Annotated in this window: 14 protein-coding genes and 1 tRNA gene; 8 read left to right on the top strand and 7 right to left on the bottom strand. The window is 64.9% G+C overall.

Annotated elements, in window-relative coordinates; translation table 11 throughout:
- Position 1: 1 nt before the first annotated feature.
- From DPM35_RS14780 to DPM35_RS14765, 4 genes are all read left to right on the top strand, one after another.
- Entirely contained in the window at positions 2 to 1,186 is a 1,185-nt protein-coding gene (locus tag DPM35_RS14780; protein WP_245431543.1) for an ABC transporter substrate-binding protein, read from the top strand.
- 119 nt (positions 1,187 to 1,305) lie between these two features.
- Positions 1,306 to 2,175, top strand: a complete 870-nt coding sequence (locus DPM35_RS14775) for a branched-chain amino acid ABC transporter permease (RefSeq protein ID WP_112128475.1) — start codon at positions 1,306 to 1,308, stop codon at positions 2,173 to 2,175.
- Entirely contained in the window at positions 2,162 to 3,880 is a 1,719-nt protein-coding gene (locus tag DPM35_RS14770) for a branched-chain amino acid ABC transporter ATP-binding protein/permease (RefSeq protein WP_112128015.1), read from the top strand. Before DPM35_RS14775 ends, DPM35_RS14770 begins: the two co-directional genes overlap by 14 nt.
- Positions 3,877 to 4,590, top strand: a complete 714-nt coding sequence (locus DPM35_RS14765) for an ABC transporter ATP-binding protein (RefSeq protein ID WP_112128014.1) — start codon at positions 3,877 to 3,879, stop codon at positions 4,588 to 4,590. Before DPM35_RS14770 ends, DPM35_RS14765 begins: the two co-directional genes overlap by 4 nt.
- Before the next feature lie 705 nt (positions 4,591 to 5,295).
- On the opposite strand, the gene DPM35_RS14755 is transcribed toward DPM35_RS14765, so the two are convergent.
- A tRNA-Thr gene (locus DPM35_RS14755) sits at positions 5,296 to 5,371 on the bottom strand.
- Positions 5,372 to 5,704: 333 nt separating this feature from the next.
- Here DPM35_RS14755 and DPM35_RS14750 point away from each other — a divergent pair.
- Positions 5,705 to 6,901: a hypothetical protein gene (locus DPM35_RS14750; protein ID WP_112128012.1), complete on the top strand. Its 1,197-nt coding sequence runs from the start codon at positions 5,705 to 5,707 to the stop codon at positions 6,899 to 6,901.
- A gap of 164 nt (positions 6,902 to 7,065) precedes the next feature.
- Here the strand turns inward: DPM35_RS14750 and DPM35_RS14745 are convergent, their stop codons facing one another.
- Together DPM35_RS14745 and DPM35_RS14740 are read right to left on the bottom strand one after the other, a co-directional pair.
- Positions 7,066 to 8,664, bottom strand: coding sequence for a cisplatin damage response ATP-dependent DNA ligase (locus DPM35_RS14745; RefSeq protein WP_112128011.1), 1,599 nt, complete (start codon positions 8,662 to 8,664; stop codon positions 7,066 to 7,068).
- 67 nt (positions 8,665 to 8,731) lie between these two features.
- A complete protein-coding gene (locus DPM35_RS14740) occupies positions 8,732 to 9,742 on the bottom strand; it encodes a ligase-associated DNA damage response exonuclease (protein WP_112128010.1) in 1,011 nt (336 codons plus the stop codon).
- A gap of 107 nt (positions 9,743 to 9,849) precedes the next feature.
- On the opposite strand from DPM35_RS14740, the gene DPM35_RS14735 reads away from it, so the two are divergent.
- From DPM35_RS14735 to DPM35_RS14725, 3 genes are all read left to right on the top strand, one after another.
- The gene (locus DPM35_RS14735) at positions 9,850 to 10,794 is read left to right on the top strand and encodes a class I SAM-dependent DNA methyltransferase (RefSeq protein WP_112128009.1); all 945 of its coding nucleotides are present in this window, start codon (positions 9,850 to 9,852) and stop codon (positions 10,792 to 10,794) included.
- Between the two features lie 75 nt (positions 10,795 to 10,869).
- Positions 10,870 to 11,259 (top strand): hypothetical protein, encoded by a 390-nt coding sequence (locus tag DPM35_RS14730; RefSeq protein ID WP_112128008.1) that lies wholly within the window; start codon positions 10,870 to 10,872, stop codon positions 11,257 to 11,259.
- Positions 11,260 to 11,335: 76 nt separating this feature from the next.
- Positions 11,336 to 11,866: a P-loop NTPase family protein gene (locus DPM35_RS14725; protein WP_112128007.1), complete on the top strand. Its 531-nt coding sequence runs from the start codon at positions 11,336 to 11,338 to the stop codon at positions 11,864 to 11,866.
- Here DPM35_RS14725 and DPM35_RS14720 read toward each other — a convergent pair.
- Genes DPM35_RS14720 through DPM35_RS14705 form a run of 4 tightly spaced genes read right to left on the bottom strand, consistent with a single transcriptional unit; the run spans position 11,863 to position 16,701 of the window.
- Positions 11,863 to 12,804: a 2-hydroxyacid dehydrogenase gene (locus DPM35_RS14720; protein ID WP_112128006.1), complete on the bottom strand. Its 942-nt coding sequence runs from the start codon at positions 12,802 to 12,804 to the stop codon at positions 11,863 to 11,865. The two genes, DPM35_RS14725 and DPM35_RS14720, sit on opposite strands and share 4 nt — an antisense overlap.
- A 38-nt stretch (positions 12,805 to 12,842) precedes the next feature.
- Positions 12,843 to 14,471 carry an ABC transporter ATP-binding protein gene (locus tag DPM35_RS14715; RefSeq protein WP_112128005.1) on the bottom strand — a complete coding sequence of 543 codons (1,629 nt, stop codon included), beginning with the start codon at positions 14,469 to 14,471 and terminating at the stop codon, positions 12,843 to 12,845.
- Entirely contained in the window at positions 14,468 to 15,607 is a 1,140-nt protein-coding gene (locus DPM35_RS14710; protein ID WP_112128004.1) for an ABC transporter permease, read from the bottom strand. The genes DPM35_RS14715 and DPM35_RS14710 overlap by 4 nt, the downstream gene beginning before the upstream one ends.
- On the bottom strand, positions 15,607 to 16,701 hold the full coding sequence (locus DPM35_RS14705; protein WP_112128003.1) for a microcin C ABC transporter permease YejB: 1,095 nt from the start codon (positions 16,699 to 16,701) through the stop codon (positions 15,607 to 15,609). The genes DPM35_RS14710 and DPM35_RS14705 overlap by 1 nt, the downstream gene beginning before the upstream one ends.
- Positions 16,702 to 16,729 lie beyond the last annotated feature (28 nt).

Raw genomic sequence — 16,729 nt, 5'->3', positions numbered from 1 at the left:
CATGCATTGGAAATCGAGAATTATCGCCGCGGTATTGGCGGGCATCGGCCTTGCCGCCATGGCCGGCGCGGCGTCCGCCGCCGGCCCGACCTGCAAGGATGGCGCGATCAAGGTCGGAGCCGTGTCGACCGTCACCGGTCCGGCCGATTTCTCGGAAGTGCCCAAGGCGACGCAAGCCGCTTTCGACGCCGTCAATGCTGCCGGCGGCATCAATGGCTGCAAGATCGACTACACCATCGCCGACGACAAGGCCGATCCGGCGGTCGCGGCACAAGCCGCGCGCGACCTGATCGACAACAAGGAGGCGGTGGCGCTGGTCGGCTCGGCGAGCCTCCTCGATTGCGCGGTCAACTCCGCCACCTACAGCCGTAAGAAGATCCTTTCGGTGCAGGGTCTCGGCGTCGACGCCGCCTGCTTCTCCTCGCCCAATGTCGCGCCCGTCAATGTCGGCCCGTACACGCTGTCGACGGCCATGGCCTACTACGCCACCAGTGAGCTGAAGACGAAGAAGCTCTGCGCCTTCTTCATCATCATCGGCGGCACGCAGGAGGCCTACAAGAAGGCGATCGAGAACTGGGAGAAGATCAGCGGCCAGAAGATCCATCTGCTCGACCTGACGCTGCCCTTCCAGGGCGATCTCACGCCCTATGTCATCAAGGCACGTGACGCGGGCTGCGACGCGGTGCTGACCAATCAGGTCGAGCCGCAGGTCGTGCAGTTGATCAAGACGGTCGATGCGCAGAAGATCACCGGCATCAACTGGCTTTTCCTGGCGCCCGGCTACACCGAGCAGGTCGCCAAGGCACTGGCCGACACCAAGCAACCGATCTATGTCGGCACCGAATGGGAGCCCTATACCGAGAAGAACTCGGCCGCCAACGCGCAATGGATTGCCGACATGCAGAAGGCAAACCGGCCGTTGACCGCCTTCTCGCAGGGCGGCTATCTCGCCGCGGAGCTGTTCCTCAAGGTGGTCGCCTCGATCGACGGCGAGGTCACGCGTGAAAGCGTCGCCAAGGCGCTGCATGACATGGAGCCACTGACCAACCCGCTCGCCGGCTCGCCTTACGTCTTCGGCAAGGCCAAGACGCATTCGCCGATGCAGGCCACCAAGGTGATGAAGCTCGAGGCCGGCGCCTGGAAGGTCGAGACGCCGGACTGGGTCGTGCTGCCGCAGGCCAAGTGAGACCCTCCCGGGTGTCGGCGCCGCCGCTCGTGGTCAGCCTCGGGCGGGACAATGAGGGGCGGCGCCGACCTCGACAGATATTCGGGCCGATGCCGGCCAGCTTTCCAGATTGGGAAAAGATGAACCCATTGCTTACATCCGCCGTGGCGGGACTGACGGCCGGGGGCACCTATGCCCTGCTCGGCGTCTGCGCCGTCTTCACCTACCGGCTCGTCGCCGTGGTGAACTTCACCGGAGCCGCGATCGGCACCGCCGGCACTTTCGTGCTGATCGCGCTGTTCGAGGTCGGCTTCCCGATCTGGCCCTCGGTGCTGGCGGGAATAGCGGCCGGCACGGCGACCGGCGTCGCAATCGGCTATATCATGACCAGATGGTTCGGCGAGGCGAGCGCTTCGACCAAGGCGGCGGTGACGGTGGCGTTGCTCGTCGGCCTGATCGCCGTCGGGCTGCGCCTCACCGGCGGCCAGCATCCGCACAACATGCCGGAGCTGTTCCCGGGGTCGGCCTTCCGGCTGGCTGGCGTCGAGGTGACCATCGCCTCAGTGCTCACCATCGGCCTGGCGGTGCTGTTCACCATCCTCTCCGACCTCTTTCTCAACCGCACCAAGGTCGGTCTCAATCTGCGCGCGTTGGCGGACCGGCCGATGGCGGCCGAATTGCTCGGCGTGCGCGTGCAGCTCCTGTCGCTGCTGGTCTGGGGCATGACCGGGGCCTTCACCACTTTCGCATTGATGATCATCGCGCCGCAGCGCTCACCGAACTTCATGACGCTCAGCCTGCTTGTCGTGCCGGCGTTGGCGGCGGCGCTCATCGGCGTCTTCCGCAGCTTCTGGCGGACGCTGGCCGGCGGCATCGCGCTCGGCATCGTCGAAGGACTGGCAAGCTCCATCGACAGCGTCAGCCAGTATCGCAGCGCCATCCCGTTCCTGGTGGTGCTTGCCGTTCTCCTCTGGTCGCAGCGGGAGGCCCGCTGGGATGAAGCGCGCTAGTCTCCGGGCCTCTTTGATCCTTATCGTCGTCGCGCTCGTCGCCGGTGGCGTCGCCTATGCCGGCCTGCTGCCGTCCTATTGGGTGTTTCTCGCAACCTCGGTGCTGATCACCGGCGTCGCGCTGCAGAGCCTCGGCCTCGTCGCCGGCCGCACCGGCATGATCGCGCTCTGCCAGATGTCCTTCGCCGGCGTCGGCGCCTGGACGGTCGGCTATCTCAACCTCGCCGAGGCGCCGGGCGGTCTGGCGACGTGGATCCTGATCGGCGGTTTCGCGGCCGTGCCGTTCGGCGTCGCAATCGGCCTGCCGGCGCTGCGGCTGCGCGGCATCAATCTCGCCATCGTCACGCTCTCCTTCGCCACCGCGTTCGACACTATCCTCGCCACCATGACGTATCCCGGCCAGACCGACTTCCTGCAGGTGCCGCGGCCGGAACTGTTCGACAGCGACGAGGGCTATTTCGTCTTCGTGCTGCTGTTCTATGTGGCGATCGCTGTTTCGCTCGAATTCATCAGCCGCTCGCGGCTCGGCGCGTCCTGGCTGGCCGTGCGCCACTCGGAACGCGCCGCAGCCGCTCACGGCGTCAGCATCGCCACCGCCAAGCTCTCGGCCTTCGCGCTGAGCGCCTTCGTCGCCGGCATTTCCGGCGGCCTGCTCGCCGGCTATCTCGGCACGCTGGTCGCCGAGAATTTCAGCATGATGCAGTCGCTCTCGCTCTATGCCGTTTCGGTGATGACCGGCGCGCATTTCGCCGAGGGCGCGATCATCGGCGGCCTGCTCGTCGTGATGTTCCCGGAAATCCTGCGCCGCCTCGACTGGCCGCAGGACATCGGCAACGTGCTGTTCGCCATCGGCGCCACGCAGGCGCTGTCGACCGGCGAGACGATGAGCGAGACCTTCCGGCGCCAGTTCCGCAAGCTGTTGCCGGCCCGCGCGCCAAAGGCCGCCGCCGCGTCTGCCTCGCAATTGCCGGCACCAATCGAGCGCGCCGCCGGACCTGCGCTTAGCATCGAGGGGCTCACTGTTCGCTACGGCAGCGTCGTCGCGCTGAACAACGTCAGCCTGAGCGTCGCCTCCGGGACGGTGGCCGGGCTGATCGGCCCGAACGGCGCCGGCAAGTCGACCTTCATCGATGCGGTCGCCGGCTTCCTGTCGTCCTATCAAGGCAGCGTGCGGCTGGGCGGCAAGCCGCTAGAGGGCGTGCCGGCACATCTGCGCGCCCGCGAAGGCGTGCGCCGCAGCTGGCAGACCAACCGCATCGCGCCGGAACTCACCGTCGGGGGTTATCTGGCCTTGGCCGCCAAGGGCCTGTCGGCGAGCGAGACCAAAGCGGTGCTCGACTGGCTGGACTGTCCGCATCCCGACACGCTTGTGGCTTCGGTCGATGCCGGCACCAGGCGGCTGCTCGACGTCGCCGGCGTTGTCGCGGCCCGCCCGGCCGTCGTGCTCCTCGACGAGCCCGCCGCCGGCCAGTCGCACGAGGAGACGCTGCGGCTCGGCCAGCGGATCGCCGAGATCCCAAAGCTGTTCGGCTCGGCGGTGCTTTTGGTCGAGCATGACATGGACCTGGTGCGTGCGGTCTGTTCGGAGGTCACCGTGCTCGACTTCGGCCAGGTCATCGCATCCGGCCCGCCGGCCAAGGTGCTCAGCGAGCGGGCGGTGAAGAAAGCCTATCTCGGCATCGAGGAAGAGAGCGTGGCGGCATGAGCAGGCTCGTCGTTTCCAACCTGTCGATCAACCGCGCCGAATTGCCGGTCGTCACCTCGGTCGATCTCGTCGCGGAGAGCGGCGCGATCAGCGTGGTGCTCGGCGCCAATGGCGCCGGCAAGACGACGCTGCTCGAAGGCCTTTCGGGCGTCATCCCGGTCGCCGGCGGCACCATCGCCATCGACGGCCGCGAATTGCAGAAGGCACGGCCCGGCGCCCGCTCGCGCGAAGGCCTCGCCCATGTCGAGCAGGGCCGCACCGTCTTCCGCCAGCTGACGACCGAAGAGAATCTCCGCGTCAGCCTGCATCCCAGCGCCGACATCGCGGAAGCCTATGCGTTGTTCCCCGAGCTGGTGCAGCGTCGCGCGGTGAAGGCGAGCCTGCTGTCCGGTGGCGAGCAGCAGATGCTGGTCATCGCCCGGGCGCTTCTCACCCGCCCGAAAGTCTTGCTGATCGACGAGATGTCCGCCGGTCTCGCCCCGGTCATCGTCACGCGGTTGATGACGGCGGTGCGCAAGCTCGCTGATGACGGCTTGGCCGTCGTGCTGGTCGAGCAATTCGCGGCGCTTGCGCTCTCGATCGGCAACCGCGCCTATGTCATGCGCCGCGGCCGCGTCGTCTATGACGGCGACTGCGCGAAGCTCAGGCAATCGCCGGACGAGCTGCATCGGCTTTATCTCGGCGAAGCCGAAAGCGCTGTACCTGCCTGACCGCGGTGCACTCTGGACGGGCGCTTTCGCATCGCGCGCAACGACAACAGCTTCCAAGGGGGCGGACGCTCAGCCAGCGCAGCCTGCCGCTGGGATCGGCGATCGGCTGGCAGTTCAATTTCGAGACGGAACTGCAGCTCGGATATTTCTTTGGTTCTCCGCCATCGCCAACCGGCAATGTCACGCCGATCACGCCGGATGGATCCGGCTATGACTTCGTCCTGGAGGCGAGCGCGTCCTGGGAGCCGCGCGCGGCGCGCAGGGTCAGGAACTTCGTTCCAGCCGTCCAGGAGAAGTGCCAACTCACCGTAACGTGCAAGGAACTTGAGACGGCCGCTGGAGAGGCCGTCTTGACCGTGACGACCCACGAGCCATCCGAACAGATCGAGTCCTGACTCTGCCCACTCGCCGAGCGGCACGAAAACGGGTACGGGTCCGTCATCGACCATTTCTCGTGCGATTTGGATAGGTGTCGTCGTCTTGCCAGGCCGGCGGGGAAAGCAAACAATCCGCTGGGTGGCGGCAATGACAGCCTCGAAACGGGACTGTTCGAGGGGAGACCAACCCCTTCATTGTCCTCGACAGCGAGTTCAAGTTTCACGGGGTGTCTGAGCCAACGCGGCGTAGCCTCAAAGGCCTTGATCTGCGTCAACGATCCTGCGCGTACTTTGTATGTTCTATAAACATTTGATTTTTTGAGATTTTTGGTGCCGCTTGCGTGACTCGAACACGCGACCCCATCATTACGAATGATGTGCTCTACCAACTGAGCTAAAGCGGCCCGGGAAGCGTCAGGCTTCCAGAATGGGCTGCGTGATAGACTCAACCGCTCGCTAATTCAAGATGGGTAGCGGCGAATTCCGGCCTCGTTGCCGGCAATTCCCATCTAGGGTTACCGCGCAACAGGTGCGGCCGTGGCGCGCGGTGGCGTCCAAACTGGCTGCTTCACGGCCGCATGGCCTGGAGTGTTCGTGACGAAAAATGTTGATTCTTCAGCAAAAAACCCCGAAATGGCATTGGATACGCCGGCAAGGCAGCCGCTCGCCCGTTGATCGATTGGCCGCCTGCGGCTAACGATCAGGGAACTGTGAGCGAACGCGCAGAGGGAGCTCGCTTGGACCCCATCGAGAAAGCTATCCGCAATGCCTTCGAGAAAGGCAATGCCGAGGACCGGGCGTTCCGAGAGAAGGTCTATCGATCGGCCTTTGCCGCGCTGGACCGCGTCCTGCAGGCCAATCCGAACATCACTGTCGAGGCCGCCATCGGCCGCCGCAAGGCGGTGCAGGCCAAGATCACCGAGATCGAATCCGAATTCCTGCCGGCCGTGCCCGATGTGACGCTGCCGCCGGAAAACGTCGTGCCGGCCGGCAATGGCGCGCCGGCGCCCCGTGTCGAGGCCCCGGCCGTTTCGGCCGCGCCTTCGGTCGATGCGCCGCTGCCGCCGTCGCAATCAGCACACTCACCCTCGATCACCGTCGACGGGCCGGTGCAGCCGGATGCCTCGGATCAGCCGCGTTCGCGCGTGCTGCCGCGCGTGCCCGACATCATGCCGGACGAGACCGCGCTCCCCAACGCGCCGTCGCTCGATGATTCGCCGGGCGCTCCCGTCGGCAACGGCGCCCAGGTCGCGCCCGATCGCGACGAGCGGCGGATCAGGGGCCGGCGCCTGCCCCTGACCGCGATCTTCGTCGTCGCCACACTGCTCGCCGCAGCAGGCATCGGTCTCTACTTCGCCAAGCAGACCGGTGTCTTCAAGACGGCGGCCGAGCTCAACACCGGCCCGCCCGAACCGACGCCGACCCTTGACAGCGAGGACTCCTCGCAGCCGGCCGAGCCCGGCTCGCCGCAGAAGCCGGGTGAGGCGGACCAGTCGAAGAACTGGATCAACGTCTTCTCGCCCGCCGACCCGACCCATGTCAGCGCGCCCTCCGACGCCGCCGCCGACGTGATGAAGGACGACACCGGCCAGTTCCTGCGCATTCGCTCCGGCGCGTCCGGTTCGGCCATTGCCTTCGATGTCGGCCAGGGCGTGCTGGAGAAGCTTGTCGGCAAGCATGCCATGTTCGACGTCGTCGCGCGCTCGGAAGAGGGCAAGGAGACGCAGATATCGGTCGACTGCAATTTCGGCGATCTCGGCGATTGCGGCCGCAAGCGCTACGCCGTCGGCCACGAGCGCAATGAATATCTGTTCGACGTGCAGTTCCCGGACAAGCATCCGGGCGCCGCCGGCACCATCGCCATCAACTCCGACATCGACCAGAAGGGCAAGTCGGTCGATATCTACGAGATACGCGTTTCGATCGCGGAGTGATTGTGTAGCTATCGACGCTGGCGCAGCACCCCACCCGCGCCTTCGGCGCGACCTCCCCATCAAGGGGAGGTAGAAGGTGGCGCCACCCCTACCTCCCCTCGATGGAGAGGTCGGCGCGAAGCGCCGGGCGGGGTGACAGCGCCGACGTCGAATTTTGCCGGCTGTCAGTCCAACAGCGCCTGCAACGTCTCGATGCGGTCGGCTTCCGCCGCCGGCTTGTCCCAGCGCAGCCGCGAGATGCGGGGAAAGCGCATCGCGACACCCGATTTATGCCGGGTCGAGCGGTTAAGGCCTTCGAACGCCACTTCCAGCACCAGCCCGTTGCGGCGGTCGGCGCGCACCGATCGCACCGGCCCGAAACGTTCGATCGTGTTGTCGCGTACATATTTGTCGATCTCTCTCAGCTCCTCGTCGGTGAAGCCGAAATAGGCCTTGCCGACCGGCACCAGCTCTTCCGAGCCCTCGGGGCCGGACCACACACCGAACGTGTAGTCGGAATAGAAGCTGGAGCGCTTGCCGTGGCCGCGTTGCGCATACATCAGCACCGCGTCGATGGTGTGCGGGTCGCGCTTCCACTTGAACCACGGGCCCTTCGGCCGGCCGGCAAGGTAGGGCGAATCCCAGCGCTTCAGCATCACCCCTTCGATGATGGGATGCGGCGGCGCCTGGCGTAGCCGCTCCAGCGTCTCCCAGTCGGAGAACGCGACAAAGGGCGAGAGATCGAAGCGGCTGGGATCGAGCGTCCCGACGAAGGCTTCGAGGCGCTTGCGGCGCTCCGCGAAAGGCAGCGCGCGCAGATCCTCGCCGTCGATCTGCAGCGCGTCGTAGCAGCGCATGAAGGCCGGATAGCGCTGCTGGATCTTTGGCGAGACGCTCTTTCGGTTGAGCCGCTGCTGCAGGTCGGAGAAGGTCCCGGTCGCCTCGCGAGGGTCGCCGACCAAAAGCTCGCCGTCCAGCGCCGCCTCGAAATTCATGGCCGCCGCAAGGTCCGGGAAGGCGCCGGACACGTCGTCGCCAGTGCGCGAATAGAGCCGGCGCACGCCGCCCTCGCACACCGCCTGCACGCGGATGCCGTCCCACTTCCACTCCGCCGCATAGTCGGCTGGATCGAGCTTTGCGAGATCGCCGTCGTCGACGGCGTTGGAAAGCATCACCGGCCGGAACAGCGCAAGTGCCGCGCTCCTAGGTTTTTCCGCCCGGCCTTCCAGCCAGGCGAACAACTCGGTGTAAGGCGGCGTCAGTCCGTGCCAGAGTTCCTCGATCTCGGCGACATCGACCTTGCCAAGATCGGCCAGAGCCTGTTTGGCGAGCCGCGCCGACACACCGATGCGCAGCCCCCCGGTCACAAGCTTGATGATGGCGAAGCGCGCCGAGATGCTGGCGTCGTCGAGCAGCCGCGCCAGCACCTTGGGCCCGTCGGAGCGGCTTGCCGCCTGCAGTCTGCCGACCACCTCGGCAAGCGTCGGCACATGGTTGGGGATGTGGCCTTGCGGTTGCGGCCAGACCAGCGACACGGTCTCGGCGAGGTCGCCGACATAGTCGTAGGAGTAGCCGAACAGCACCGGATCCATGCGCTCGACCACCAGCGCGCGCAGCATCGCCGGCTTCACCGCCGCGATGTTGAGATCGCCCGTGATCGCCGCCAGCGCCAGCCCGCGGTCGGGATCCTCGACGCTGCGGAAATAGTCCCTGAGCAGCGTCAGCTTGCCGTTGCGCGACGGCGTCAGCACCAGACGGTCCAGGAGCTCGGCGAAACGGTTCATTTGCGCCACGCCAATTGCGAAGGCTGGCCGTAGAGCGCGGCGACGGCGATTGGCGAACTATGCGTCATCAATCGCCCTCGTCCTCATACCCGACGAGGTGCAGTGGCCTTGCCGCGATGCCCTCCAGTTCGCACCAGCGCACCAGCGCTTCCTCGCGGCCATGCGTGACCCAGATTTCCGCAGCACCCGTTTCCTTGATCGTGATGATCAGCTCGTCCCAGTCGGCGTGGTCGGAAATGATCAGCGGCAGCTCGACGCCGCCCTGCTTTGCCCGCTGGCGTATGCGCATCCAGCCCGAGGCGAAGCAGGAGATCGGGTCGGGAAACCGCCGCGCCCAGCGATCGGCGAAAGCCGACGGCGGGCCGACGACGATCGCGCCGGCGAAATCAGCCTTGCTGCCGCTTTCCACCGTCGCCGGCTCGAGCACGCCGAGATCGATCCCCTGGCTCTGATAATATTCGCTGAGCTTCGCCAGCGCGCCGTGGATATAGATCGGCCTGTCGTAGCCTGCGTCGCGCAGCAGTCGCATCACACGCTGCGCCTTGCCGAGCGCGTAGGCGCCGATCAGGTGCGAACGTTCGGGAAACTGCGCCGCCGATTTCAGCACCCGCGCGATCTCTTCATGGTCCGGCGGATGCCGGAACACCGGCAGGCCGAAGGTCGCTTCGGTGATGAAGACATCGCAGCGGATGGGCTCGAACGGCAGGCAGGTGGCGTCCTTCTGGCGCTTGTAGTCGCCGGAGGCGACGATCCGCATGCCCCGGTGCTCGACGCAGATCTGCGCCGAGCCCAGCACATGCCCGGCCGGGTGGAAGGTGACGGCGACGCCGTTTATGTCGAGTGTTTCGCCAGGCGCTGCCGCTTGCGTGGTGCCGGCGAAATTCTCGCCATAGCGCAGTCCCATGATGTCGAGCGTCTCTTGCGTCGCAAGCACCGAGCTATGGCCGGAGCGCGCATGGTCGGAATGGCCGTGCGTGATCAGCGCCCGCTCGACGGGTCGCACCGGATCGATGAAGAAATCGCCGGGCGGGCAATAGAGGCCTTCCGGCCGGGGTTTGAGCAGGTCGCTGGCGCGCATCGCTCCAAGATAGTGGCTAAATTCAGCGCGGGAAGCCCGTTGCAAGAGACTGCTGACTCATCTTAAAGCCGGCCGCCGGCGGCCCGCGCCGGCAGGATATTTGCGCCATGAAACCGCTACAGGCCTCGTCCGGTGATTTGAACGCCGACCGTCGCGCCGATGTCGCCGAGATGCTGCTCGCCTCGGGCGAGCCGGCGCAGGCGGCGGAACTTCTGCTTGGCGCGCTGGAGCTGGCGCCGCGATGGGCCGCCGGCTGGTTTCGTCTCGGCGAGATGCAGGAGGCGGCTGGCCTGCTCGACCAGGCCGCGCAGGCCTGGGGGATGGCGTTGAAGCTGGACCCTGCGGACCGCCTTGGCGCCGCGCTCAAGCTTCAACTGATCGGCAAGGCGCCCGCGGCCGCGGCGCCGCCCAGCGCCTTTGTCGAGACCTTGTTCGATCACTACGCCGACAGTTTCGAGGAGTCGCTTGTCGGGAAGCTGGACTATCGGCTGCCGGACTTCCTCAGCCAGGCCATCCGCAAGGCAAGGCCCGGCCGGTTCCGGCTGGCCATCGACCTCGGCTGCGGCACCGGCCTGATGGGCGAAAGGCTGCGCCCGTTCGTCGACCGGCTGGAGGGCTACGACATCTCGGCCGGCATGCTGAGGAAAGCGAAAGCCAAAGGCATCTATGACCTGCTGGCCAAGGCCGACCTTCAGCGTTTTTCCCACACCGGCGCGCGGGCCGACCTTGTGGTCGCAGCCGACGTGTTCATCTATCTGGGTGCGCTCGAACGCATCGTCGGCGCGGTGGCGGGCACGCTTGCCGAGGACGGCCTGTTCGCCTTTTCGCTCGAGACGCTTGCCGGCGGCGATGATTTCGCCCTGCTTCCGTCACGGCGTTATGCCCATTCCGAGGCGTATGCGCGGCGCGTGCTTTGCGCCAACGGGTTTGCTGTCCTGTCTCTCGAAAGCGTGGTTATCCGGCACGACCGGCGTGATCCTGTCGAGGGCCTGGCCATCGTGGCCGGCTTTCCCGCCGCGTCTGCCGGGTTGAGCACTCAGGCACCCGCATGAGCCCGACCTTGCTGCGAAAAAGCCTGAATGGCATGGTCGGGATGGCGCGGGGTCAGACATCACGAGGAGAAGTCCATGCGCTGGACCATGGTTGTGTTGGCGTCTTGCCTGATGATTGCCGGCCTGACGGTCGCCGGCTGCGTCGGCGGCACGTCGATGGCCGAGCGCCAGGACGAGGATGTCCAATCCTCGCTGCAATATGACGATGTGCCGTGCGATCAATTGCTGGCTCAGCGCAACCAACTGGCGCAGCAGAACAATCTGCCGATCACGGCCAAGCCAAGCTTCTCCAATCCGGCGATGGGCTTCGGCCCGTTCACGCCGGATATGCGCTCCAAGGCGCAGCGCGCCAGCAACAAGGCGAGCGGCGAGATCGACGCCATGAACCGCTCGATCGAGCGCCGCGACTGCGGCAAGCCGAAGAAGAAGGAGACGTTCGGGCTGCCCGGCTCCAAGCCGTCCTGAGCGTTCGATATTCGGTATTCGGCATAACGCTCTGCTGGATCGACGGGCGTTTTGATCGCGCTTGAAAGAGCAACCGATGAACCTCTCAGACCTCGGCGACCGCATCTGCATCCTGGGACCGTCCAACAGCGGCAAGTCCACCCTTGCCAGCGCGATCGCGCGCAAGCGCGGCCTGGAAGCCGTTCACCTCGATCAGCTCTTTCATCTGCCCAACACGGATTGGCAGCAGCGTCCAAGCGATGAATTCATTGCCCTGCACGATACCGCCATCGCCGGTGAGCGCTGGGTGATGGACGGCAACTACTCGGTTTGCATGCCGCAGCGCTTTCACCGGGCGACAGGCCTGATCCTGCTGGATGTCTCCATGCCTGCCAGTCTGCTGCGTTACTTTCGCCGATCCCTATTCGAGACCGGCAGGCTCGGCGCCTTGGAAGGCGGGCGCGACAGCATCAAATGGGACATGATCCACCATATTGCCGTCGTGCAGCCAAGAAATCGCAAGCGCTATAGCGCCATGTTTGACGAGCTCGATCTGCCGAAGCTGCAGCTATCCTCGGTGAGTGCGATCAAGCAGTGCTTCCGAGACTGGGGTTTGACCCTGAGTTAATACCCCGCTTCGCGGTCGACCAGGTTTTCGAGCTTTTCGCCGCGCTCGAACGCATCCATCTGCCGCAGCATGGCTGGCACCAGATGAGCCGGATCCGACGTCGCCGCTGCATGCGGTGTGATAAAGACTTTCGGATGGCTCCACAGCGGGCTTGTCTTGGGCAGCGGCTCGACCTCGAACACGTCGAGGCTCGCCTCCTTCAACGTGCCGTCGTCCAGCGCGCGCAATATGTCGGCGTCCTTCTGCAGACGTCCGCGCCCGGCATTGATCAGCACCGCGCCGCCAAGGCCGTTGCGCCGGCGCAGCTCCTTGAGCAGCCCGTAGTTGACGATGCCCTGGGTTTGCGGCGTGAGCGGCAAGAGCACGACCAGGATATCCGTGGCATTGAGGAACGGGATCAGCCCTGACTCGCCCGAATAGGTCGAAACACCCTTCATAGGCCGGTCTGTGCGCGACCAGCCGTTCACGGCAAAGCCGAGCGACAAAAGCACCGACGCCGCCGCGCGGCCGAGATGGCCGAGGCCCATGATACCGACGGAAATGTCGCCGGCCGGGCGCTGTAGCGGCTCGTGCCAGATCTTCTTCGGCTGCTGTGCCCGGTAGAGCATGCCGTGCCGATGGTGATCGAGCACCCGCCAGACGACATATTCGGTCATGTATTGGGTGAGGTTGTCGGCGACGACCCTGACGATCGGCACGTCGGGCAGGCCAGGATCAGCGAAGATATGGTCGACTCCCGCGCCGACCGAGAAGATGGCCCGCAGGTTGGGTAGCCCGGAGAGCAGGTTCGGCTTATGCTTCCATACCACCGCGTAGGTGATCGAGGGATCGTTGGCGCCGGACGGCTCCAGCACCACCTCGCGCTCGGCCGCCAGCAACTGATGCCAGCGCTGGGGATGAAAGGCCGTGACGGCAAGCAGGATTTTGCCTTTTTCCATTTGCGGATTCAGTCCTTGTTACGTCAATCCAGCCAAGCCTATTCGCTGACCACGCCGGTTGGCGCCGTCTCGATCTTGAAGGCGGCAGCCATCAGCGCCCGCGTATAGTCCGTTTGCGGGCTGCTGAAAATCTGTTCGGACGGTCCGGCTTCCATGATCTGGCCATTGCGCATGACGATGACGTCATTGGCAAGCGCGCGCACGACCTTGAGGTCGTGGCTGATGAAGAGGTAGGCGAGATTGTGCTTGGCCTGCAGGTTGCGCAAAAGGTCGACCACCTGCGCCTGCACGCTCATGTCGAGCGCCGAAGTCGGTTCGTCGAGCATGACGAAGCGCGGATTGAGCACCATGGCGCGAGCGATCGCCACGCGCTGGCGCTGGCCGCCGGAGAATTCGTGCGGATAGCGATGGCGCGTTTCGGGATCGAGGCCGACCTCCTTCAGCACGGCGACCACCTTGTCGTCGCGCTGGTCGGGCGAGAGCTTCGGCTCGTGGATCTTCAGCCCTTCCTCGATGATTTCGGAAACCGACAGGCGCGGGCTGAGCGACCCGAACGGGTCTTGGAAAACGATCTGCAATTCGCGCCTGAGCGGCCGCATGGCGCTGAAGGAAAGCTGGTTGATGTCGCGCCCGTTGAAATTGATCGTGCCGGTCGAGGAGATCATGCGGGCCAGCGCCAGGCCAAGCGTGGTCTTGCCGGATCCGGACTCGCCGACGACGCCGAGCGTCTGGCCGGCCCGCACTGTGACGTCGATGCCGTCCACGGCCTTCACATGGTCGACGGTCTTGCGGAAGAAGCCCTTTTTGATCGGGAACCAGACCTTGATGTCCTTGCCCCTCATGACGGCCTTGGCACCTGGGTCTGCCGCGGGCGGCTTGCCCTTCGGCTCGGCGGCCAGCAGATGCTTCGTATAAGGATGTTGCGGGTTGGCGAAGATGTCCTTGGTCGGCCCCGTCTCGACGATCTTGCCTTTGGTCATCACGCAGACACGGTCGGCGATCTTTCTGACGATGCCGAGGTCGTGCGTGATGAACAGCATCGACATGCCCTTGCGGCTTTTCAACTCCGCGAGCAGTTGCAGGATCTGGGCCTGCACGGTGACGTCGAGCGCCGTCGTCGGCTCGTCGGCGATCAAAAGCTCCGGCTCGTTGGCGAGCGCCATGGCGATCATGACGCGCTGGCGCTGGCCACCGGAGAGCTGGTGCGGATAGGCGTCGAGACGTTTCTCCGGCTCGCGGATGCCGACCTCGTTGAGCAGCTCCAGCGTGCGCGCGCGGGCCGGCGCGTCGCGCATGCCTTGATGCAGCTGGAGCACCTCGACGATCTGCTGCTCGATCGTATGCAGCGGATTGAGCGAGGTCATCGGCTCCTGGAAGATCATGGTGATCTTGTTGCCGCGCACCCCGCGCAACGCCTTCTCGTTCATGGCGAGCAGGTCGGCGCCACTGAACAGGATCTTGCCCGACGGATGGCTGGCGGCGGGATAGGGCAAAAGCTTCAGCACTGACAGCGCCGATACCGATTTGCCCGAGCCGGATTCGCCGACCAGGGCAACAGTCTCGCCCTTGTCGATGTCGAACGAGATATGGTCGACGGCGATCGATTGCTTGCCGCCCTGCGCGAAGGCGACGCTCAGATCTTGAACGGACAGCAGGGCTTCGCTCATTTGAACGTCTTGCGCGGATCGAAGGCGTCGCGCGTCGCCTCGCCGATGAAGACCAGCAGGGACAGCATCAGCGAGATGACGATGAAGCCGGAAATGCCGAGCCAGGGCGCGTTGAGGTTGCGTTGCGCCTGTTTCAGCAATTCGCCGAGCGAGGGCGAGCCTGGCGGCAGGCCGAAGCCGAGATAATCGAGCGAGGTCAGCGTCGAGATCGAGCCTGAGAGCAGAAAGGGCAGGAAGGTCAGCGTCGCCACCATGGCGTTCGGCAACAGGTGCCGGAACATGATGGTGAGGTTTGGCACGCCGAGCGCGCGGGCCGCGTTGACATATTCGAAGTTGCGGGCGCGCAGGAATTCGGCCCGCACCACGCCGACCAGGGCAACCCACGAGAACAGCAGCATCAGGCCGAGCAGGATGAAGAAGCCGGGCGGCAGGATGGCCGAGACGATGAGCAGCAGGTAGAGCACCGGGATCGCCGACCAGATTTCGATGAAACGCTGGAAGAGAAGGTCGGTCCAGCCGCCGAAATAGCCTTGCACCGCGCCGGCCGCGACGCCGATCAGCGACGAGCCGAGCGTCAGGATCAGGCCGAACAGAACCGAGATGCGGAAGCCGTAAAGCACGCGCGCCAGCACGTCGCGGGCCTGGTCGTCAGTGCCCAGCCAGTTCCAGTTGCCGACCACGCAATTGGCGTCGGCCTCGCCTTGCGGATACTGGCTGCAGCGCGTCTTCTTGTCGTAAAGCCAGGATGGCTTCGCCGGCGCCGGTTCCGGAATGGCGTTGTTGACCGTCTGATAGGAGTAACGGACCGGCGGCCAGATCATCCAGCCATTGGAATTGATCTCGTCCTGGATCACCGGATCGCGATAGTCGGTGACGGCATAGAAACCGCCGAACTTCTCCTCCGGATAGGCCACCAGAACCGGAAACAGGATCTCGCCCTTGTAAGAAGCGATGATCGGCTTGTCGTTGGCGATCAGCTCGGAAAACAGCGACAGCACGAACAGGAACAGGAAGATCCAGAGCGACCAGTAGCCCCGCCGGTTGGCCTTGAAGTTCTGCAACCGCCTCTGGTTGAGCGGCGACAGAAACGGCCTGCGAGGCCTGGCCGGCGCGCTTTCGATCGCAGCCTCGGCCATCAGATGTCTCTCCGCTCGAAGTCGATGCGCGGATCGACCCAGGTGTAGATCAGGTCGGACAAAAGGCCGACGAACAGGCCGAGCAGCGAGAATATGTAGAGCGTGGCGAACACCACCGGATAATCGCGGTCGATCACCGACTTGAAGCCGAGCAGGCCAAGGCCGTCGAGCGAGAAGATGTTCTCGATCAGCAGCGAGCCGGTGAAGAAGGCCGAGATGAAGGCGCCGGGAAAGCCGGCAATCACGATCAGCATGGCGTTTCGGAAGACGTGGCCATAGAGCACCTTGCGCTCCGACAGGCCCTTGGCGCGCGCCGTCACGACATATTGCTTGCGGATCTCCTCCAGGAAGGAGTTCTTGGTCAGCAGCGTCGTCGTGGCGAAAGCCGACAGCACCAGCGCCGTCAGCGGCAGCGTCATGTGCCAGAAATAGTCGGCGATCTTGGCGGGCCAGGAGAGTTGATCCCAATTGTCGGACACGATGCCACGCAGCGGGAACCAGTCCCAGAACGAGCCGCCGGCGAACAGCACCATCAAGAGGATGCCGAACAGGAAGCCGGGAATGGCATAGCCGACGATGACGACGCCGCTGGTCCACACGTCGAAGGTCGAGCCGTCCTTCACCGCCTTGCGGATGCCAAGCGGGATCGAGATCAGATAGGATAAAAGCGTGATCCACAGGCCGATGGAGATCGAGACCGGCATCTTCTCCAGGATCAGGTTCAGCACCGAGATGTCGCGGAAATAGCTGTCGCCGAAATCGAAGCGGATATAGTTCCACAACATCATGCCGAAGCGCTCGAGCGGCGGCTTGTCGAAGCCGAACTGCTTTTCCAGCTTCTTGATGAATTCGGGATCGAGCCCCTGCGCGCCGCGGTATTTCGAGCCGACATCGCCGGCGACGTCGAAATTGGTGGCGCCGGCATCGCCACCACCGCCGCCGAGGCGGTCGGCGCCGCCCTGGTTGGTGAGCTTGGCGATCACCTGCTCAACCGGGCCGCCTGGCGCGAACTGGATGACCGCGAAGGAGATCGCCATGATGCCGAACAGCGTCGGGATCATGAGAAGAATGCGGCGCAGGATATAGGCGCCCATCAGGCGTCCGCCTCCGCGCAAAGGTTCA

Source organism: Mesorhizobium atlanticum, assembly GCF_003289965.1.
In the GTDB taxonomy this organism is placed as follows: domain Bacteria; phylum Pseudomonadota; class Alphaproteobacteria; order Rhizobiales; family Rhizobiaceae; genus Mesorhizobium; species Mesorhizobium atlanticum.
The sequence above is the reverse complement of the archived record's forward strand: the minus strand, read 5'-3'. Positions and strand labels throughout refer to the sequence as shown.